Here is an 18,397-nt window from a genome sequence, read left to right as displayed (position 1 = left end):
TTGCCGATCGTGATGTTGCCGGCGACGACATTGTGGAAGTTGAGGCCGGCGCCGAAGTTGGGCGCGTAGGTGCCCGCCGCGAGGGTCGAGCCCGCGGCGCCGGACAGGCCGACGTAGCCGGCCGCCGCCCAGACGCCGTCGGAGGTCAGCACCGTGTTGGTCGTGCCCGCGCGGAACTGGGCCGCGGTCGCCTTGTGGCCAGCATGCCAGACCGTGTTGTTGTTGAAGGAGAGAGTGCCGTCAGCGTGGAGTACCAGCGAGCCAACGGCCACATCGTTGCCGTTTCCGTCATCGGCATAGACACGCAGGCTGACAGCGCCCGAGTTGCGGTCCCAATACACGAGACCGCGGTTCTTTCCCACAGAGTTCCGCAGCCAGACATGCGCGTTGCCGTTGGCCGTGGCTTGAGCTACCAGCCGGTCGATGGCCATCAACGAGCCGGTCAGGTTGCCCCCGGTCAGCGGCAGCCGGGCATTGATCGCCTCCTCGAAGCTGGGCACGTCGCCGGGTTGGACAGTTCCCGGCTGCCATTTGGTGCCGACGCGCTTGAGAAAATGCCCGTTGGTGGCGCCAGCAACATCTGTGTCAGTGAGGCTCTCCAGCGTGTGCTGGTGGTCCTTCGCGGCCTTGTCGGCCAGAGCATCGATCAGCCCGATGATGGTGTCCATCTCGTGCTGGTGGTTCTGCGCCGCCTTGCCCGCGACGGCGATCGAGAGCGCCTCCGCGAACGCATCGAGCATCAGGTAGGCATTGCGCAGCCGCTCGACGTCCTCGTTCGAATTGTTCTGGGCGTGCGGCAGCGGCAGCTGCAGGAAAGGCGTCTTGTCGTCGACAGCCATCGTGCGTCCCTCAGATGATGACCGCGCGGAGATCCGCGACGGACGGCCGTGCCGCCGGCGTGCCGGTCAGCGTCAGGCGCAGGCGGCCTTGCTGGGCGGTGTGCGGATCGAGCCGGTATTCGCGCTCGATCCATCCGTCCTGCAGCGGCGTGGACGCCTGGAGTGCGACCGGCTGCCAGTTGCCGTCGCCGGCATCGACCTCGGCCGTGAGCGTCGAGCCGGCCGGGAGCCGCGTCTTGGCGAAGCTCGACAGGCGGATGGCGGTGCCCATGTCGAAGGCGCGGCTGACATAGGTCCCGCTCGGCCGCATGGTGCCCGCGACGAGCGTGACGCCCGGATAAAGCGTCGGGCTCACGAACTCGGTGCCGGTGAGCACGGCCCGCAGCGCCACCGTCTCGGTCACGAAGCTCGTGAACTCGTAGGGCTGATCGGGCTGCAGGCGGATGATCTCGCCCGAGGGGCGGACCACCTCGAAGCGGAACGAGCAGTCGGCCGTCGGCAACTCCACCGAGCCGCGGATGATGAGGTCCGAGCAGTTGACCAGGTCGAACGCGCCGAGCTCGACCACCTTGACGGTCTGCGTGAACCGGGCCGCCACGACGCGCATGGTCAGGTCCGTGTTCTGGTGCGGCGTCCAGGTGCGCGAGTTGGCCGACGAGAGCAGCACGCCGACCGAATAGGGCTGGCCGCCCACCCATTTCTGGGCCTGGGCGTCGAAGTCCCCGACGCTGGCAACGGCGAGAGAATGGTCCGCATCGTCGGATTTCATGACGAAAGCGAACTCGCGATCCGCCGTCAGGAAGGCCGGCGCCGGGAAGCGCACGCCGCGCCACTGGTCGATCTCGACCGTCGCCATCGGCACGACGCGGTCGGTGATGACCCGGCGCGTCGGCAGGCCGGTGTCGACCTCGACCAGCTCCAGCACGCAATGGTTCGCCGGATCGCCCACGGCGCAGAACTTGACGTCGAGCCCGAGGACGTGCCGGGCCTGCGGCAGCATCACGGTCTGCGCCAGCGGATCGCCCGAGCCGCCTTCGCCCGACGACTGATCCGCGCCTTGCGGCCCGGTATCGATAGGTGGGCTCAGCTCCACCGTCGTCACCCGCTGCATGACGCGGATCTCGATGCGGCCCTGGCCGACGAAGAGCGCCTCGGCCGTAGAGCCGCCGGCGCCGGTCGCGGCGACGCGCTTCTGCCCCGCGGTGACATTGGCCGGGATGACGAACTGGCCGACGATCGTCCCCTCGCCATCGGCCACGATTGGTCCCGGCGGCGAGACGTCGACGCCGTCGAAGGTGAGCCGCTGCAGGATCTCGCCCGGCCCGAAGCCTTCGATGACGAAACCCACCGGGATCTGGCGCAGGAATTCGGCGAGCTGCTCACGCTGGTCGACGACGACGTCCGTGACCGTGGTGCGGTCGACGGCACCGCCGGCGAAGACGCTGGTGGCCGGGCTCGTCCATTGCGTCTGCGAGACGGTCCAGAAATCCACGGCCGGGTTGATGGTCATCTTGGCCGGCAGGGGCTCGAAATTCTGGTAGGGGTTGATGCGCATGCAGGCCGTCGCCAGCGGCTGCTCGATCACCACCTCCTCGACATAGTCGAGCATGATCGGCCCGGCCATCTCGACCCGGTGGAAGGTCGGGTCGATGGCGATCTGCATGCTGCCGCCGAACACGGCCGCGTCCTGCGCCTCGCCGGCGTCGCGGTAGCGGTCGCTCGTCAGAGGATCGACGAACACACCGCGCTTCGCGACCGGTTCACGGCTGTCGATGTCGCGGCGCAGGCGCTCCAGGGCGATGAGGTCGAGCGCGTCGAAGAGCCGGCCGAGGTAGCGCCACATCTCTTTGTACGGCACCGAGCGGACGCCCGAGTTGACGATCTTCGGGGCGCCGCGCCAGTCGTTGTGCACCTCGGCGAGCGCCAGCAGCGTGACGGGCTCGATCGGCGCCACCGGCCGCTCGCGCGCCGGCTGGCCGGTGAGGTAGGTGACGGCGCCAGCCTGGTCGAGGCAGATCAGGTCGATGCGCGGCAGCTTCCAGCTGTATCCGATCTGGACGGCCGTGCCCGTGACGCCGCCCGACACGGTCACCGTGTCCTCGCCCACGGCATCCGGCACGACGGCGTCGAGGTAGCGATAGGTGACCTGATAAGATGAGCCCGGCGTCGGCTCGGCGCCGGCCGGCGACCAGTCGACGCGATTGGCGGCGAGCGCATAGTCCGTGCCCTGGACGAAGGTGGTGCCGCCCTGCTTGACCTCAAGGATCTGCGTCACGCCTTCGCGGCCGAGCGCGTCCGAGGTGTTGTTAGTGCCGCCGCGGACGATGGTCTCGGTGATCTGGCGCGTGATGATCACGCTGTTGACGGCCGCGATCGGGCCGCGGTTGAGGCGGATCACGGCCGTGCCGGTGCCGGCATCGTCGAACGAATGCGGCTCGGCCGGGATGACCTCCGTGTCCCACAGCTCGGGCTCGGCATAGCGGGTCGAGGAGAACCGCGTGCGCTTGAAGCCGAAGATGTTGGCGGTGCCCTCCTCGATCGAGAAGACCTGATCGGTCCCGGCGCGGCCGAGCGCCGTGACGCGGCAGCCGTTGACGATGTAGGAGCCGTTCGCGTCCCGGTCGTAGACGGCGATCGCCTGATTGATGCCCGACAGCGAGGGCGGCGGCGTCTGGTCGATGACGGTGCCGTTGCGGACGAGATAGACGGCATAGAAGTCGCCGGGCTCGGACGCGCTTTCCAGCGACCAGGACACCGTCTCAACGACGCGGCCGGCGCCGGGCTCGCCCTCGGCCTCGGTGCCGGGATGCAGGCCGGCGAGCGCCGGGAGATCTTCCTCGGTGATGTACTGGCGCACGAGGCGCACGCCGACGACGACGTCGACGTTCGCCAGGGCGACGCCATCGATCGCGCGCGCCGCCACCTCGCGCACGTCGCCGCGCACATAGACCCGGCCGGCGGCGAGCGTCAGGCGGCCGTGCTCGACGTCGACGACGATGTCGGCCGCCTCGACGCGGTCGCCGTCCTTCGCGATCAGGCTGGCGATGCGCCGGCCGCGCGTGGCCACGATCGACTGCACCTCGTTGAGTTCGGCGGCTTGCGCAAACTTGTCCTCGCGAAACACGACACCCGACCACTCCGGGTGCGCGGCCGTGCGGTCGTAGGCGCCGGGTAGGTTGGACGGGTGCTCGTACATGGTCGATCCTCAGAAGCGCAGGAGCCAGCACACGCGCTCGCGCACGGTGCGGCCGAACTCGATGTTGGCGGGGAACTCGGCGACGATCGGCCCCGTCGGGGCGAGCCCATCGGCGGGCAGCCACAGCGCGCCCGGCTTCAGGCCGGCCGCCGGCGTCGCGCCGAAGACAAGGCCGACCGACGCGGCCGTGGCGCCATAGCCGTCCCCGAAGTCGGTCATCGCCTCGACATAGAGCCGCGTGGCGCCGGTCGGCCGCACCGCCCAGCGGTTGCCACCGACCGAATAGATGCCGTCGAGCGCCGGCTGGACCGGCCAGCGGGCGCGCGCGCGGCGGTAGCCGATGACGTCGCCGGCGGCGTCGCGGAACACGGCAAAGACCGGCCCGGCGGGCATGGCGGCGAGCATGGCGGCCGAGCGGACGGTGGCAGCCGACGAGGACCACGGCAGTGCCGGCCACGGGAACGGTCCCCACTGCCAGCCGCCGTCGCTCTCGTCGACGGGATCGAGCCAGACCCCGAGCGCCTGCAGCTCGGCGTCGGTCAGGGCGTGGTCTGCTTCGTAGCGCCGGCCGAACGACCATTTGACGTCGCTCTGCGGGATGCGGGCGCCGGAGAATGCCGACCACAGCGTCTGCCCCCAGCGCGTGCGGCCGGCCTCAATCGCCCGGACGTCATAGCCGTGATAGCCGCGCCAGATGACCGACCGCTTGGGGACCGACAGTGTCGAAACGCCGTCGATGCGGATGAGGTCAGCCTCGTCGTCCCGCACCCGGTCGAGGTGCAGCATGACGAGGTTCCAGTAGCGCCGGCGCGGCGGGAAGCTCTCGATCTCGGCCGCATAGGACAGCCAGCCGAGCGCCCTCAGCACGGCATCGGGTGTGCCGCGCACGCGCTGCCAGTCGACGCCCTCGTCGATCAGGTCGTAGAGGTTCGGGGCGTAGGGCGACAACTCCCCGAGCCCCAGTTCCGAGACAATGAAGGGCAGCCAGCTCGGCGGCGGGTTGCTGTACTTGCGCCCACGCATGGCCGTGATGTGAACGCCCACGCGCGTGTAGCTGTCCGTCGACAGCGAAACCGTGCGCTCGAGTTCGGTAGCCGAGGGCGGGAGGAGATCGGGCGCGCTCATCAGTAGCCGCGCCCCCGGTTGTTGAGCCGGATGGCGCCGATCGACACGGCCTCGTAGGGCGGCACCTCGACATCGGCGGCAGGGGTGAGGATCTCCACCCGCTGGATGCCGCGCTGCATGAGCTGGGCGGTGAGCCAGGAGCGCGTGAGATCGAAGCCGAGACCGGTGGCCGCTGCCCAGGCGCTGCGGACTGCCGTTTCGAGGCCGGGCAGGATCGTTTCGGGCGTCTGCGGCAGCAGCCACACATCCGCCTCGACGTCGACCACCGCGAACACGGCCGAGCGCACCACGATCGTGTCGCTGACCATGATCTTCGCCTTGTCATGGAGGGCCACGCGCACGGTCTCGATCAGCTGAGCGTCCGCGACACCGCCGTTGTCGGCCGCATAGAGCGCAACGTGCACCGTCGGATCCTTGCCGATGCGGAAGACGGCGGCGTCGGCGACGCGCAGCGAAGCTGCAAGCGCGATGGCCCGGTAGCGCGGCTCGGTGCCGCCCGTGGAGCGGCCCTGGATGGCGAGGATGATGCGGCGCAGATAGCGGTCATCATCCTCGCCCGCCATGCGGAAGCAATCGTAGAACGGCCCGAGGTTGTCGAGATCGCCGCCGCGGGCGTAGGCGATGAGGTGAGCGCGGACAACGTCGTTGATGCGCGCCCTCACGAGCACCTCGCGATAGGCCGCCGCCTCCAGCGCGATCTTGACCGGATCGGTTTCGAGATCGCCGACGTCGTAGGCAGGCAGGTCCGGATTGGCAGCGCGCAGTGCGTCCCAGCGTTGCTGGAAGTCCGCCATCATCTCGACCAGGATCGCCTCGAAGGAAATCTCCTCGATCGCCTCCGGCGGGGGAAGTCCGACGAGCTCGGGCGGCAGCGTCACAGCGACACCTCCGCAGTTGCCGCCCTTGCGCGCGCACCGGGCGTGCGGGGCACGAAGATGCCGTCGAGCCGCAGCCCGAGGTGGCCGTCCGAGCCGGCATTGTCGACGTGGACCTGCCGCAGCCGGAAGCGCGGCTCGTGCTTGTCGAGCGCCTCGGCGACCGCCATGGCGACGTCGACCACCGTCACCTCGTTGAGAGGCGCATCGAGCAGGCTCGGCACGGCCGAACCGAAATCGCGCCGCATGACGCGCGAGCCGATCGGCGTCAGCAGGATAACGCGGATCGACTGGACGACGTGCGGCCACTCGTCGATCGGCTGCCCGGTGCGGTGCGAGATCCCGGTCACGCCTTGCCCCTGCGCTTGCGGCCGGACGCCGGGCGCGTCGGCAGGCGCGGCGCGCCGGGAATGATCTTGCCCTCCAGCTCGGGATAGGCCGCCTCGCCCTGCGTCAGCATCAGGGGCGTGCCGGCGCGGTGGTATTCGCCGGCTATCCAGCCGTCGACCAGGACCGTGTAAGAGGCCTTTGAAGGCGTCTTCATGGGCTCTTTCCCCTCAATCAATGGCCCGGACCTTGGTCGAGCCCTCGACGATCGGCCACAGGCCGGCCGACGATCCCGCGGAGACCTGGACGCGATCGCCGACGCGCGCGAGCCGCTTGCCGTCCTCGCCGCCGAGATCGATCGACCCGCTCTTGATGACCACCTTCTTGCTCTCGACGGTCGCCTCCTCGCTGACGATGGTGGCGGCCTTGGTCTCGATGCGAACCGAGCCGTCCTTGATCGTCACACGGGTCTCGCCGAGCACCTCGACGTGCGCCTCGCCGTCCGATGACGGCGCCGGGTTGGCCGATGAGAAGCCGCCCGGATCGACCCAGCCCTGGGCGATCTCGCCGGACGGCGCATGAACGCGCACCACCTCGCCGACGGCCGGCGGCAGCCACGTCTTGATGCGGCCGGCGCGCTCGGTCCACGGCAGCCAGGGCGTGAGCACGGGCGCGCCGTCGCGATCGGTGCCGATCTTCACCCGGATGAGGCCGTTGTCGGGATCGACCGCATGGACGGTGCCCGACCGCATGACGTTGGCGAGCCGGCGCTCGATCTCGGCGAGGTGATAGTCGCGCTTGCCCAGAGCGCGCTCCAGCGCCGCAAGGCGAAGGCGAAGTGCCGCCACGTCCGTCAAGGCTGGCCCCCCGTCGTCACAACCGGCTCGGGCTCCTCGCCGCTGCGGCCGTCTCGCGCCCAGATCTCGGGCATGGACCCATCTACTGGCGCGTAGGCATTCCTGCCCATGCGCAGCCGCGAGATCCACGACACGCCCCAAAGCGCGACGCCCTTCGCCTGGGCCGGCGAGGAGTAGATGTTCTCCGCGCGGATGTTCCGGGCAGGATGGATCTTGCTAAGGCCCCAACGCGCTGCCTGGACAGCGGCCATGACGCGGGAGGCGAGGTCGAGCGCCTGCTGGTCACGCGACTGGCCATGCTCGTCGCGGGTGATCATGAACGCCGCCATCTCGACGTCGACGTCGAGTTCGCCCGTATCGACCGTCCGGCTCGCCGGGATCCGCAGTATGGCGACGCGGATGGCGGGCACGGCCGCGCCGAACCTTTCGAGCCCTGCAAGGTCGAAGCGCCCACCGAACGCCTCGCAAGCCCGCACTCCATCGAGCTGGGCGAGATCGGAGACGACAGCCGCCAGCAGCTCCTGCAGCGTCCTCATTGCACCAACCCTTCCACGAAGGCCTCGACGGCCTCGACGATCTCGACCTGGTTGTCAGCGGAGATGCCCATGAACGGGCGTGCCGGGATGAGGACGCGCTTCGTGAACACCGCCTCGCCACCGACGGAGAAGGCGAGCGCCTTGGCGTTCTTCGGTACGACGACGCCGCCGAAGTGCAGCAGCGCGGCGCCGATGAAGCTGTTGGTCAGACGCACTTCCGGGTCGGAAACCGCATAGGCGAAGGCGTCGCGCAGGTTGCGGCCGGTGTCGTAGAGGGGCGTGGTGCCGCGCTGGTTGGGCGCGAACGGCCGGCCGGCCGGCGTTGTGTGCTCCTCCTCGATGCGCCGGCGATGCTGGCTTTCGAGCAGCCCACCGAGACCTTCGAGCAGCTCCTCGCGCGGCAGATCCACGAAGCGGTCGAGCGCTGCGAGGACCGTCTCCTCGCCCTGCGTGTCGATGGTGAGCGCGAGCGACATCACATGCCCCGCGTGAAGCGCCGAGGCGGCGCGATGAGAACGGGCGCGTCGGACGACTGCGCCTCGGGCGCCGGCGTCGGCAGTCCGAGGCCGGCCCGGCCGGCTCCAATCGCTTCGAGCATCTTGTGCGCGCGCTCGGCCCGGTTCTCGATCTCCTCGGTCATCTGCCCCGGCCGCGACGCGAGCCGATGCACGGCAAGGTCCATGGTCAGGGTGCGCAGCACGGCCGGGACCGACGACAAGGGGAGCTGGTGGCGCGCCGAGACGTAGCCGTTGACGATGGCCGTCGCGTCCTCGATGGCGCGCGCGATCGCGGCCTCGTCGCGCTCGCCCGTGTTGTCCGGATCGGCGACGAGATCGAGCAGGCTCGAGCCGTAGGTTTCGTCGATATCGGCGGCGGTCGCGTAGGTCATCGGCGCTCCTGATCGGTGAGAGGCTCCCGGCGAGCGGGCGAGACGCTCGCCGGGAGCGAGGGGCGGACGGGCCGCCCGTCAATCCGCCGGCGACCGGCGGCGGATCCAGTCAGAGGCGGGAGACCCGCAGCTCGGGATCGTCCTCGATGGCGGCGAGATCCTCCTCGGAGAGATCCGCGAGCGGGATCACGGTGGTGACCGGACCGAAGCGGCGCCCGGCACGGCGCCGACCGCCCTCAGGACCGACAACGGAGATGCGTTCCCCTTCCGGCTCGGAGATGGGCGCCGGGGCGGCCGCCGCAGCCGCCCCGGTTCCAGTATTGCCATCCGGCACATCGCCCGATGCCTGGGCATCAGGCGTCGGCACGCCCTCCGCACTGGCGCTTTGATCGTGCTGGGCGGCGGGCTGAACCCCTACGTCTCGCTCGTTGCCGAGCGGCGTTCCGCTATCGGTGCTGGGGGCCTCGCGAGCCGTACCAGACCGCCCCTCCGGGGTTATGACGTCCGCGGCCGGGGCCGCGGGATCCTTGGCAGGCGGCGTGGCCTTGGCAGCCTCTGCCGCCGTTTCCTTCGTCGCCGTCTTGCGCGTTCTCGCCATGGTCGTGGATCCTTGCTCAAGCGTCGGCTGGGGCGATCAGGCGAGCCAGGGCACGACAACGGCCTGCGCGGTGCCCTTCCACTCGTTCGTCTCGCCGCCGGCGGCGAGGTCGTTGTTGAGGATCTTGAGCGACTTGCCTTCGAGGCCGGGCGGCACGATGAGCTTGGTCGGGCGCAGTCCGAGCGGCCGGCCGTAATCGCCCTTCATCTCCATGAGCGACTTGCGCGCGAGCGCATAGCTCTCGGGCGTCAGCTCCTGCCTGGAGCCCCAGGCGAACTGCCAGAAGCCGAAGCCCACGTTGCGTCGGCCATCGACGCCGTAGACGTACTCCTTGCGCATGAAGACGTTCTCGTCCTTGGCCTCGTCCTTGGCCACGAACTGGAACTTCTTCCGCTCCTGCAGGATCAGCGGCTTGAGGGCGCGCGTGTCGTCGATCAGGAACCAGGGCGTGCCGTTGCCGCCGTCCGTGTTGGCAACGGACACTTCCTTGCCGGCTTCGTTGAGCACCGGGTGCTCGGCATCGAAAAACGCCTGACCGTCGTAGCACTTGCCCGTCCAGCCCTGCTTCAGGAGCCCCCAGACGAGCTGATCGTCGAAGGCCTTCGTCGACCGCCCCATCTCCTCGAAGAGGGGCGCATAGAGGCCAATGTTGTCGTCCTCGATGTCGTCGCGGTCGACCGAGACGGTGCCTTCGAAGGTCTTGTTCTTGATGGAGTAGGAATGCGCCTTCATGTTCTGGATGACGCGATCCCCGATCCACTCGCGCAGCTGCGGGAACTTGCCGAGCCAGCCGTACTCCTCCTCCCGCGTCGTCGAGGTGACGCGGGTGGCGACGACGGACCACTGGCTCGGCGCCTCGTCGAGGCCCTTCTGGAAGCTCGTCTTGAAGCCCTTGTAGAGCATCGAGAGATTGGCGCCGTTGATGATCATGTCAGCTCTTCCGTATGCGGCCCGGCCGCGATGTTGCGTTCAGGAGGGGTGGGTCAGCCGACCGTGACCCAGACGCCAAGCTCGTCGAGGTCGAAGCAGATGCCGGCCGGCGACCGACCGGTGCCGTCCGACGAGACCGTCTCGTCGTCGACCAGGAAGACCTCGGCGCCCACGTCGGCGTAGGTCACGGGCGTGGTGGCGTCGTTCTCGAAGCGGAAGCAGCCGGAGCGCACATTGACCACGGCCGCGCCGTCGGCGCCGGTGTTGCGAACGCCGGCGACGGCGATGCCGACGCAGGCGAGGCCTGCCGCAGAGCGGCCCGGCTTTGCGAGGCCACCGTCCAGCACGACAAGGCCGCCCTGGTGAATGTCGGCGTTCTGGGCGACGGGGAACTGCCGTTCGCGCGGCTTCCGCTCGACGGTGTTGCGGGGTCCGGTCAGAGGCATCTCAGTGGTCCTTGCGAGCTGGGCTGGGTGGGCGCCGGCAGAGGCCCGGCGTCAGACTTCCGTCTTGGCGTAGGCTTCCTCGGAGATCCCGAGCGTGGCGCAGAGGGCCTTCTCCTCGTCCGTGAGCGCCTTGCCCTTGGCGGGATCGCCGCTCGGATCCGGCCCGCCGCCGGGCGTGACCACCGGAGCCGTCACCTTCAAGAGGTTCTCGACCGACGCGAAATCCTTGCGGGCGAGCGCGACGTAGTGGTCCTTCGAGGCCGGCGCGATTTTGCCGGCCCTCACGGCGCCCTCGACGAGCGTGTTGACCTTCGCTTCGAGATCGGCCGCGTCCCGCTCGGCGAGCTTCTGCTCCGCCGCCGTGGCGCGGGTCATGACCTGGTCGTAGTCGGCGCGCGGCACGAACTTTTCGAGGGGCGGGTTCTGCATCGCCGCGGTGGCGGTCTGCAGGTCGCCCCGCAGCTTGGCGATCGCGGTGATGGCGTCCGCCTTGGTGGTCGCTGTCGGCAGGCCGAGGGCGTCGAGAAGATCCTGGTCCATGTGGTCCTCATGGGTGGGAGCCTGCTGGGCGAGCGCCGGCAGGGTTGCGAAAGCGGGACGGTTGACGAGACCGGCGCCAATGATGCGCGCGACCTCGCCGGACTTGCTGTGCATGAAAGCGGGGGAGATGTAGCGATAGCCGCGGCTCTCGACCGACTGCCGGCCGGCATCCGTCCAGGACACCCGCGCCCAGACGGCACCCTCGCGCACCTCCAGCTGGTCGATCCAGCCGGCGGCATCGGCGCGCTCGCCCTGTGGCGCCTTATGGTCCTGGGCGTGCTCCCAGTCGATCGGAAGATCGAGGCCGGCGGCGAGCGAGGTCTCGATGACGGCCGCCGGATCGCTGATGCGCCAGCTGCGGCCGTCGACAGCCTTCAGCTGCGGCCCCGCCGGCATGACCATGATCCATTCCGGTGCGTCCCCTTGCGCCGCGAGGGCGAGAGGCGACAGAATGGTGCAGCGGGCGGTGGCGAGTTCGTTCATGGCGGCCACGATGGCTCCGCACCATGCGAACGATCACCCGTGAAGATGTTCCGGGGCCATTGGCGCCCCGGCGTGCGGTTCCCGCGGTCGAGTTCAAGAGAGCGATTAAGAGGCCGTAAGAGGCCCTAAGAGGCGCCATGCGGGGCTAAGAGGCCCCGATGTAGCGGGGAGCCTGTCAGCGCGCTCCTGCGCCGATCCGTGGCGATCCGCATTCAGGTTGGACCATTCGGCGCAGATGAGCTAGGATTTTCGTTGTGGTGGCCGTGCGAATTTCGCCAGTGCCGGTGTTCACCCGCGGAGGGTTCGCGACCTCCCGGCCACCGCTACTTCCCTTCCAGTTCCATCTCCAGCTTGGCACGCCGGCGCTCGTCGATCGGATGCAGGGTGCGCACGTACATGTAGCGCTCGCGTTCCGAGGCACCGATCGCCAGCCGGAACCAGACGCCCCCGACCTCGCCGATGACGACGCGGCCGATCTTGTGCTTCGGATCCGGCCAGTGCCGACCGGCGTCGATGAGGCGCTGGATCAGCGCGAAGTCGGCGAGCCGGCGCTCGGGGTGCGCCACCTTCGTCCCGAGCGTGCGGTTGCCCAGGGCGAGGATCGGCCCCCGCGCATCGAGCGCCGTGGCGATTTCCTCGGCCACGGCGACGGGCACGTGCACGTCGCGCGGCAGTTTGGCGAGCAGCTCGGGCGTGTTGCTGTCCCAAATCTTGGCGATCTCGGTGCGTGCCACGTCCGGTCCGGCCTCCTCCAGCGCCTCCGTCGTGCGGCGCATCAGGGTCGCGGCACGGCTCTTGCCGGGGTTGGTGTGCCAGCCGGGATCGACACCCTCGGGCACCTCGGTGACTTCGCCCGTCCGCCGGTTGCGGAAGGTCTCGGTGCGGCCGGCTGGCGGCTCGGCCACGCCGCCGCGCCGCTCGGCCTCGGCCTTCGTGATCTGCCGCACGCCACATTGGCAGCCCCAGCCGTTCGGCGGGAAGTGTTCGTCCCACCATGGATGATCGACCGGCAGGATGGTGCCCGCCCATTGCCGGTGTTCGTGACGGGGCTCTTTCGCCGTGCTTTCGACATAGAGGAAGAACGGCAGCATGCCCTTGGTGCGCTGCGCACGCTCCCACTGGCCGGCGGCGCGCGCGGCCCGCATGTTGGCGTTGAAGATCGTGTTGAGGCGCCGGGGCGACGTGAAGTCGACCTTGGCCGGCGGTCCCCCGGCCGGATCCTCGACGACACGCGGACCGCCCCAGCCGATCCGGTGCAGCTCGCCGGTGATGTCCTTCTGGAACGCTTCGAACGGCAGACCTTTCGAGAGCGCGCGGTCGATGGCTCCCCGAAAGGCGACGAGCACCTGCGCCTCGGTGGCCTTCGCCACGGTGAAGGCATAGGCGTGCTCCTGGCCCCACACGTCCTGCCATGAGAAGCCGGGGCGCAGGCGCTTCGACCGGAAATAGTCGAGCACTTCCTTTGGCGGCGGTCCGCCGAGCTGGAGCATCGCCACGGCCGGTCCTCAGTCGCGGACGTCGCCGAGGCCGCGGGCCTTCGCCGTCGCTCGTGCCAGCGCCTCGACCAGGGCCGAGGTGTCCATTTCGGCCACCGCACCGTTGAGGCGCGCCCGCAGATCGTCGTAATCGCTGGCGGCCTCGACGGCGCGCCGCAGAGGGGCGAGCAGCGGATCCGTCATCTTCTCCCAGTCGCCGAGAGCCTCCATCATCAGCTCCTCGAGCTCGTCGTCGACCGTGGCCTCGCGAGCCGTCGCGATCTCGTCGCACCGGAAGCGCGCCCGAGCGGTCGCGGGCTCGACGGCCGCCGGCGCCCGAGCGGGGGCGAGCAGCTCCTCGTCCTCGGACGGCTCCTGCCAGCCGATGCGATCGCGCGCCTCGGCCATGGAGACCTTGCCGCCGAGGTTCACGAAGCGCTCGGTGACCTCCATGAGGGTCTTGACGTCTTCGGGCTCCTCGACCGGGAACGAGATGGTCGGATAGTTCTCCTGCGGCCCGTGGTGGAACGACACGAAGGGCTCGATCAGCGCCTGCTGGATGGTTGCGGCGAGCACGCGCGCGTCGGACCGCAGGATGTCGTGGCGAACCTCGTTATGCTCCTTCGAGACGGCGTGCCCGCCCGAGATCGCGTCGGTCGTGGTGGTTTGGCCCAGGACGATCTTGGAGATCTGCTCGTCGATGTACCGCGCCTTCTTCTCGAAGGCGTCGGAGCCGCTGGCGGCCGTCGTCTCGATGAACTCGATGTCCATCGACTTCGGCATGATCGCCGCCGCGTCGCCGGCGATGTCGCGCACGGCGCGCAACAGCGCGTCCTTCTCCCGCTCGGTGGCGCCGGGGCCATATTTGCCCACGCGGAACGGCAGGCCGTAGACCTCAAGGAACGCCATCCAGTCCTTCAGCGTGAAGGACTTCAGCATGAACGACCAGACGGCGACGCGCGCGAGGCCGCCCCGGGCCGGCAGGCCGCTCTTGAGGCGCGGGTAGTGGACGATGAACGACCACGGCCGCAGGGGCTCGCCATCTGGATCGGCCGGCGAGATGAGCCGCAGCTCGGAGCCGGTCCGCCGGTCGAACTGGAAGAAGGCCGGGTCGCGCCGGCGGTACTCGCGCGGATCCCAACGGTTGCCCGTGGTCGACCAGATGATCTCGCACACGGCAAAGCCTTTGCCGAGGGCATCGGTCAGTTCGGAGACCATGGACGTGAAGGCCGGCCGGCGAATAATCGCCCGGACCTCGTCGGCGATCGCCACGTCGCGACCTTCCTCGGTCGCCGCCTCGATCACGGGCTTCAGCTCCGTGATGGCGCGCTTGCGGGTCGACAGCACCGAGAAATAGTGCGGCTCTCGCTCCTCCATCTCCTCGGCCAGGACGAGGAACTCGCGCAGCTCGCCCTCTGCGGCATCGCGCAGGATGTGCGCCAGGCGCTGCGGGGTGAGCCCCGAGGCGACCGGATCGTGCCAGACGCTGCGGATGCCGGTGACGTCCGGCTCCGCCTGCGGCTGCTTGAACATGGCCGAGGAGACGACTGCGCCGTCAGGCCCGTAGATCGGGGGCATTACCAGAGACCTCCGTTGCGTCGCCCGAGCATCGCCTCGCCCTGGCGGCGGCTGCGGTCATCGCGCCGGCCGTCCTGCAGTGCCGAGGCCGGCGTGTAGCCGTATTCCATCGTGTCCGCCTCGGCCGCAGCGTTGGCGAGGATGGCCGCGATCGCCGTGTCGCCGTGCCGCTGGCCGCCATCCGAGCCCTGGGTGGAAGCGTCGTCAGGCACCTTCGGGATCCCGCGCACCATCTTCAGCAGCCGGAAGTCGCCGCGAACATCGGCGTGCCTCGGTAGGGTGAAGGTCCGCTCTTCGAGGCTCGCCTTCAGCTTCGGCGTGTTGGCGAGATACCAGCCCTGCGACAGCATGACGGCCTCGATCCGGTCGGCGCCGTACTTCTGCTGGGCGTACTCGGCGAGGAACTGGCCGTTGCCGCGGGCGTCGTGCTTTCCGCTGATCAGTCGCGGCAACCGGTCGACGACGTGGAAGAGCAGTTGCTCCTGCTGACGGAACGGGACGTTGCGCAGCTCGATGATGAAGGGCGTGCGCCGCACGAGGTCGGGCATGATCTCCAGCGGCCAGAAGACGGACAGGTCGCCCGAGCGGCCGAAGTCCCAGCCGTAGGCGTGCTGGAGGTTCGACTTCAGGAGATCGAGCCACGGGTCCACGTGCTCGGCGAGCCAGTCGGCAACATAGGAGTGCCGCTCCTCGTCGGACCTCAGCTCGAAGCCGTCCGGGCAGGTGAGCCGCAGAACGGGCGCCTCGGGCGTCATGCAGGCCTCGATCAGCGCCGTGGTCAGATAGACGCCCGATCCCTGTGCCGGGATGCAGTCCAGCTCCTCGGCCGCGCCGGCCCCATACGATGCCCGGATGTTGGCGCGCCATTGCGCTTCCGCTTCCGGCGACCAGGGCTGCCCGTTCACAAGGCAGATGCGCTGATAGAGGCCCTGCTCGATCGCGTCGTCGAAGGTGACCCGCACGATATTGCCCGGCCGGCGGCCGGAGCGGATCTCGTTGAGCAGCTCGTTGAAGGGATTGTCGACGCCGTTGTGCGTCGAGATGACCAGCACCCGGCCGCCCCAGATGAGCAGCGCCATGGCCGCCTTGAGCAGTTCCTCGGCGTCGTCGTGGAAGGCGAACTCGTCGAGGATGACGAAGCCCTGCCTGCCGCGCAGCGACCTCGGCCGCGACGACAGCGCGACGATCTCGAAACCCGAGGCGAAGGTGATGCGGAACGCCTGGATCGCGCGGTCCTCGCCCTTCTCCCCCAGTTCCTTGAAGAGCCACTCGTCGACCGCGGAGCACGCTTGTCCGAAGGCCTTGGCCCACATGGCGCAGGTGTCGATGAACTCCCGCGCCATGTCGAGGTTGTAGCCCAAATAGAGCGTGTCCATGCCGCCTGCGGACTTCTGCGCGCCCGAGATCAGCACGGCCGCCGCGCCGACGCCCCATGTGGCACCGACGCGGCGGCTCTTGTCGGTTGCCGTGAGGGAGTGGAGCGAGACGCTCTCGACCAGCTCTTTCTGGTAGCCGAGGAGCACGCCTTCGAGATCGCTGGCGTCGACACCCGGAGGGAACGCCTGCATCGCCTCCCGGCGGTGCCGTGCCCACTCGTCGGCCGAGATGGGCGCGTTCATGAGCGGATCCCGAGGATCTGTGCCTTGATCGCCGAGACGGTGTCCGCGGTGAGGCCCTTTCGCGCGGCGATCGTGTCGACGGCCTTCGCCGCCTGTTGTTTAAGATCGGCCTCCAGCTTGCTGCGGCGGTCGGAGCTGATCTTCTGCCCCTGAATGGTGGCGAGGAAGGCGCGCGCCAGTTCCATGGCGCCCTTGGGCGTCTGGTTGGGGCTGTCGGTCAGCTCCAGGATGAGCATCTTGATGACCTCGCCCAGGACGATGTTGTTCTCGTCGATGCTCTCGGGCGTGAACTGGGGCGCGATGCCGGCGAAGACGGCGCGGGCCTCGGCCACGCGGCGCGCCGCCGCCGCAGTCCGCACGGCCGTCCGATTGAAGGCGCTGCGCGAGATCGGGTCGATGCCTTTCACCGCGAGCCGGTCGTTGAGCTCGAAGAGGATGTCGGCTTGCGTGCGGCGCCGCTCGTTCAGCTCGCCGAGCGCCCACAAGACGTCTTCCTGTCCCTCTTCGGGGATGAGATCGAGCGACGAGAGCCGGCCGCGTCCCTGCCGCATGTCAGGCCTCCCGGATCGATCGGCGGATGGCAACGCGGTTGAAGGTGCTCCGGAGAACGGGAGCAATCCCCTTGGCCGCGAGCCGGTCATTCAGCTCGAAGAGGATGTCGGCTGACGTGCGACGCCGCTCACTCAGCTCGCCGAGCGCCCACAGGGCATCTCCGTGACCTTCCGCCGGGACACGGTCGAGCAGCAAGGCATCCGGGCCGCGCAACTGCATGTCAGCCCCCCGCGCTCGGCCGGCGGACGCCTTCGAGAACGATGCGGCGCTCAGCGTGATCGACACCCCGCTGCGTCGCCGTGACGATCCAGGCGCCGCCCAATTCCCTCACGGTCACCGCGCCGACGTTCTCCAGCCAGCGGATCTCGTTGCGCAGGAAGTCGCGCCCGCGATCGACGCTGAAGCTCTTGGCGATGTCCAGGAGCATGCCGTCGTTGTGGGAGTAGTTCGGCTCGGCCGCGAGCGCCCGCAGCACGATGAGCCGCGCGTGCTGGCGCATGATGTCGAGAAAATCGCTCATCGCTTCGTGCCCTGGCTGATCAGAAACTCCTCGATCCGCTTGACGCCCTCGGCCGTGGCCCGCTGGGTGTCCCGCAGAGCCGTGATCTCCGTGCCCTGCCGTTCGACATGCAGGGCGAGGGCGTGAAAGGCGTCCTTCGTCGGCAGGTGCTCGGTCGCCGTCTCCAATTGCTGGAGGCGGCGTTCCGTCCGGCTGGCAAGACCGTCCAGACGCTCCTCAAGCCCGGCGAGCGCCTTGTTGACGTGTTCGCTCTGCTTGCGGAACTCACTGCCCGGAACGAACTGCGAGCGCAGATAGAGGATCAGGACCCCGAAGCCGAAGGCGCCGGGGCCGACGACGGCCCACCACCAGCGCTGCAGGACATCGAGCAGCGAGGGCGCGACGACGCCGGGCACGGCCGAGGCCGGCGCCGCCCGCGTGAGCGCGACCGTCAGGAGACCCGCGAGAAGGAGCACGAAGCCGAAGCGCGGCAGGACCGGCCAGATCATCGGGCGCTCCGCCACGTCTTGATGGCGTCCTTGATCGTGTGGCCGCCCATGTAGAAGCCCGAGAAGAGCCCGGTGAATACCATGAGCTGATCCCACGGGATCATGGGCACGCGCGCATCGGTGAACAGGCTGACGAGGGGCGCGAGCGTGCAGTTCTGCAGCCACAGGAAGCCGATGAGCCACATGCCGCCCGGCCGCCATCCCCAGCTGAAGATGCCTTCCTCGCGATCGAGCTGGGCGAGCGCCAGCTGGTGATCGAGCGCCTTCTTCTCCAGCTCGACGATGAGCGCCGCGTGTTCGGCCTCGACCGCCTGGACGACGTCGGCCGCGCGCGGGTCGTTCTGGATGGCCTGTCCGACCGCCTCGGGCGTCGCATCGACGCCGAGGCGACGCGCGATCTCCTTCCCGACGACGCTGCCGAGGGATGCGCCCAGCGGCCCGCCGATCACGGTGCCGAGCCCGGTGGCGCCGGTCTTGATGATTGCCCCCGCGAGATCGCCCCACTGCATGTTGCCCCCCATAGG

General features: G+C 69.2%; 22 protein-coding genes. All 22 read right to left on the bottom strand.

Features of this window, described 5'->3' with window-relative positions; translation table 11 throughout:
- Positions 1–839: hypothetical protein (locus tag GGR16_RS16170; protein WP_183317232.1), on the bottom strand; the 839-nt coding region annotated here is incomplete at its 3' end.
- Between the two features lie 10 nt (positions 840–849).
- The gene (locus GGR16_RS16165; RefSeq protein ID WP_183317231.1) at positions 850–4,035 is read right to left on the bottom strand and encodes a DUF4815 domain-containing protein; all 3,186 of its coding nucleotides are present in this window, start codon (positions 4,033–4,035) and stop codon (positions 850–852) included.
- A gap of 9 nt (positions 4,036–4,044) precedes the next feature.
- On the bottom strand, positions 4,045–5,160 hold the full coding sequence (locus GGR16_RS16160) for a phage tail protein (protein WP_183317230.1): 1,116 nt from the start codon (positions 5,158–5,160) through the stop codon (positions 4,045–4,047).
- The gene (locus GGR16_RS16155) at positions 5,160–6,038 is read right to left on the bottom strand and encodes a baseplate J/gp47 family protein (protein ID WP_183317229.1); all 879 of its coding nucleotides are present in this window, start codon (positions 6,036–6,038) and stop codon (positions 5,160–5,162) included. The genes GGR16_RS16160 and GGR16_RS16155 overlap by 1 nt, the downstream gene beginning before the upstream one ends.
- Entirely contained in the window at positions 6,035–6,385 is a 351-nt protein-coding gene (locus tag GGR16_RS26275; RefSeq protein ID WP_183317228.1) for a GPW/gp25 family protein, read from the bottom strand. The genes GGR16_RS16155 and GGR16_RS26275 overlap by 4 nt, the downstream gene beginning before the upstream one ends.
- The gene (locus GGR16_RS26270) at positions 6,382–6,579 is read right to left on the bottom strand and encodes a hypothetical protein (protein WP_183317227.1); all 198 of its coding nucleotides are present in this window, start codon (positions 6,577–6,579) and stop codon (positions 6,382–6,384) included. The genes GGR16_RS26275 and GGR16_RS26270 overlap by 4 nt, the downstream gene beginning before the upstream one ends.
- Positions 6,580–6,592: 13 nt before the next feature.
- On the bottom strand, positions 6,593–7,210 hold the full coding sequence (locus GGR16_RS16140) for a phage baseplate assembly protein V (protein WP_343059812.1): 618 nt from the start codon (positions 7,208–7,210) through the stop codon (positions 6,593–6,595).
- A gap of 5 nt (positions 7,211–7,215) precedes the next feature.
- A complete protein-coding gene (locus GGR16_RS16135; RefSeq protein ID WP_183317225.1) occupies positions 7,216–7,755 on the bottom strand; it encodes a hypothetical protein in 540 nt (179 codons plus the stop codon).
- Positions 7,752–8,231, bottom strand: a complete 480-nt coding sequence (locus GGR16_RS16130) for a phage virion morphogenesis family protein (RefSeq protein WP_183317224.1) — start codon at positions 8,229–8,231, stop codon at positions 7,752–7,754. Before GGR16_RS16130 ends, GGR16_RS16135 begins: the two co-directional genes overlap by 4 nt.
- Positions 8,231–8,644: a gp436 family protein gene (locus GGR16_RS16125; RefSeq protein WP_183317223.1), complete on the bottom strand. Its 414-nt coding sequence runs from the start codon at positions 8,642–8,644 to the stop codon at positions 8,231–8,233. The genes GGR16_RS16130 and GGR16_RS16125 overlap by 1 nt, the downstream gene beginning before the upstream one ends.
- 109 nt (positions 8,645–8,753) lie before the next feature.
- Positions 8,754–9,242 (bottom strand): hypothetical protein, encoded by a 489-nt coding sequence (locus tag GGR16_RS16120; protein ID WP_183317222.1) that lies wholly within the window; start codon positions 9,240–9,242, stop codon positions 8,754–8,756.
- 36 nt (positions 9,243–9,278) lie between these two features.
- On the bottom strand, positions 9,279–10,172 hold the full coding sequence (locus GGR16_RS16115; RefSeq protein ID WP_183317221.1) for a Mu-like prophage major head subunit gpT family protein: 894 nt from the start codon (positions 10,170–10,172) through the stop codon (positions 9,279–9,281).
- A 53-nt stretch (positions 10,173–10,225) separates the two neighbouring features.
- On the bottom strand, positions 10,226–10,618 hold the full coding sequence (locus GGR16_RS16110; RefSeq protein ID WP_183317220.1) for a capsid cement protein: 393 nt from the start codon (positions 10,616–10,618) through the stop codon (positions 10,226–10,228).
- 51 nt (positions 10,619–10,669) lie between these two features.
- The gene (locus GGR16_RS16105; RefSeq protein WP_246373129.1) at positions 10,670–11,641 is read right to left on the bottom strand and encodes a phage protease; all 972 of its coding nucleotides are present in this window, start codon (positions 11,639–11,641) and stop codon (positions 10,670–10,672) included.
- A gap of 323 nt (positions 11,642–11,964) precedes the next feature.
- Entirely contained in the window at positions 11,965–13,131 is a 1,167-nt protein-coding gene (locus GGR16_RS16100) for a phage head morphogenesis protein (protein ID WP_183317262.1), read from the bottom strand.
- Positions 13,132–13,146: 15 nt separating this feature from the next.
- Positions 13,147–14,694, bottom strand: coding sequence for a DUF935 domain-containing protein (locus GGR16_RS16095; protein ID WP_183317218.1), 1,548 nt, complete (start codon positions 14,692–14,694; stop codon positions 13,147–13,149).
- Entirely contained in the window at positions 14,694–16,313 is a 1,620-nt protein-coding gene (locus tag GGR16_RS16090; protein ID WP_183317217.1) for a hypothetical protein, read from the bottom strand. Before GGR16_RS16090 ends, GGR16_RS16095 begins: the two co-directional genes overlap by 1 nt.
- Positions 16,310–16,864, bottom strand: coding sequence for a phage protein Gp27 family protein (locus GGR16_RS16085; protein WP_183317216.1), 555 nt, complete (start codon positions 16,862–16,864; stop codon positions 16,310–16,312). The genes GGR16_RS16090 and GGR16_RS16085 overlap by 4 nt, the downstream gene beginning before the upstream one ends.
- A 1-nt stretch (position 16,865) precedes the next feature.
- Entirely contained in the window at positions 16,866–17,084 is a 219-nt protein-coding gene (locus tag GGR16_RS16080; RefSeq protein WP_183317215.1) for a hypothetical protein, read from the bottom strand.
- A 1-nt stretch (position 17,085) separates the two neighbouring features.
- A complete protein-coding gene (locus GGR16_RS16075) occupies positions 17,086–17,385 on the bottom strand; it encodes a VpaChn25_0724 family phage protein (protein WP_183317214.1) in 300 nt (99 codons plus the stop codon).
- On the bottom strand, positions 17,382–17,873 hold the full coding sequence (locus GGR16_RS16070; RefSeq protein WP_183317213.1) for a hypothetical protein: 492 nt from the start codon (positions 17,871–17,873) through the stop codon (positions 17,382–17,384). The genes GGR16_RS16075 and GGR16_RS16070 overlap by 4 nt, the downstream gene beginning before the upstream one ends.
- Complete coding sequence (locus tag GGR16_RS16065) at positions 17,870–18,382, bottom strand: hypothetical protein (protein WP_183317212.1); 513 nt, start codon at positions 18,380–18,382, stop codon at positions 17,870–17,872. Before GGR16_RS16065 ends, GGR16_RS16070 begins: the two co-directional genes overlap by 4 nt.
- Positions 18,383–18,397 lie beyond the last annotated feature (15 nt).

The organism is Chelatococcus caeni (assembly GCF_014196925.1).
Lineage (GTDB): Bacteria > Pseudomonadota > Alphaproteobacteria > Rhizobiales > Beijerinckiaceae > Chelatococcus_A > Chelatococcus_A caeni.
The sequence above is the reverse complement of the archived record's forward strand: the minus strand, read 5'-3'. Positions and strand labels throughout refer to the sequence as shown.

What these genes read in the sequence shown, in the direction of transcription:
- GGR16_RS16165 (WP_183317231.1), bottom strand. Translation starts at nt 4,035, where the DNA reads ATGTACGAGCACCCGTCCAACCTACCCGGCGCCTACGACCGCACGGCC.
- GGR16_RS16160 (WP_183317230.1), bottom strand. Translation starts at nt 5,160, where the DNA reads ATGAGCGCGCCCGATCTCCTCCCGCCCTCGGCTACCGAACTCGAGCGC.
- GGR16_RS26270 (WP_183317227.1), bottom strand. Translation starts at nt 6,579, where the DNA reads ATGAAGACGCCTTCAAAGGCCTCTTACACGGTCCTGGTCGACGGCTGG.
- GGR16_RS16135 (WP_183317225.1), bottom strand. Translation starts at nt 7,755, where the DNA reads ATGAGGACGCTGCAGGAGCTGCTGGCGGCTGTCGTCTCCGATCTCGCC.
- GGR16_RS16130 (WP_183317224.1), bottom strand. Translation starts at nt 8,231, where the DNA reads ATGTCGCTCGCGCTCACCATCGACACGCAGGGCGAGGAGACGGTCCTC.
- GGR16_RS16125 (WP_183317223.1), bottom strand. Translation starts at nt 8,644, where the DNA reads ATGACCTACGCGACCGCCGCCGATATCGACGAAACCTACGGCTCGAGC.
- GGR16_RS16120 (WP_183317222.1), bottom strand. Translation starts at nt 9,242, where the DNA reads ATGGCGAGAACGCGCAAGACGGCGACGAAGGAAACGGCGGCAGAGGCT.
- GGR16_RS16115 (WP_183317221.1), bottom strand. Translation starts at nt 10,172, where the DNA reads ATGATCATCAACGGCGCCAATCTCTCGATGCTCTACAAGGGCTTCAAG.
- GGR16_RS16110 (WP_183317220.1), bottom strand. Translation starts at nt 10,618, where the DNA reads ATGCCTCTGACCGGACCCCGCAACACCGTCGAGCGGAAGCCGCGCGAA.
- GGR16_RS16105 (WP_246373129.1), bottom strand. Translation starts at nt 11,641, where the DNA reads ATGAACGAACTCGCCACCGCCCGCTGCACCATTCTGTCGCCTCTCGCC.
- GGR16_RS16100 (WP_183317262.1), bottom strand. Translation starts at nt 13,131, where the DNA reads ATGCTCCAGCTCGGCGGACCGCCGCCAAAGGAAGTGCTCGACTATTTC.
- GGR16_RS16095 (WP_183317218.1), bottom strand. Translation starts at nt 14,694, where the DNA reads ATGCCCCCGATCTACGGGCCTGACGGCGCAGTCGTCTCCTCGGCCATG.
- GGR16_RS16090 (WP_183317217.1), bottom strand. Translation starts at nt 16,313, where the DNA reads ATGAACGCGCCCATCTCGGCCGACGAGTGGGCACGGCACCGCCGGGAG.
- GGR16_RS16085 (WP_183317216.1), bottom strand. Translation starts at nt 16,864, where the DNA reads ATGCGGCAGGGACGCGGCCGGCTCTCGTCGCTCGATCTCATCCCCGAA.
- GGR16_RS16080 (WP_183317215.1), bottom strand. Translation starts at nt 17,084, where the DNA reads ATGCAGTTGCGCGGCCCGGATGCCTTGCTGCTCGACCGTGTCCCGGCG.
- GGR16_RS16075 (WP_183317214.1), bottom strand. Translation starts at nt 17,385, where the DNA reads ATGAGCGATTTTCTCGACATCATGCGCCAGCACGCGCGGCTCATCGTG.
- GGR16_RS16070 (WP_183317213.1), bottom strand. Translation starts at nt 17,873, where the DNA reads ATGATCTGGCCGGTCCTGCCGCGCTTCGGCTTCGTGCTCCTTCTCGCG.
- GGR16_RS16065 (WP_183317212.1), bottom strand. Translation starts at nt 18,382, where the DNA reads ATGCAGTGGGGCGATCTCGCGGGGGCAATCATCAAGACCGGCGCCACC.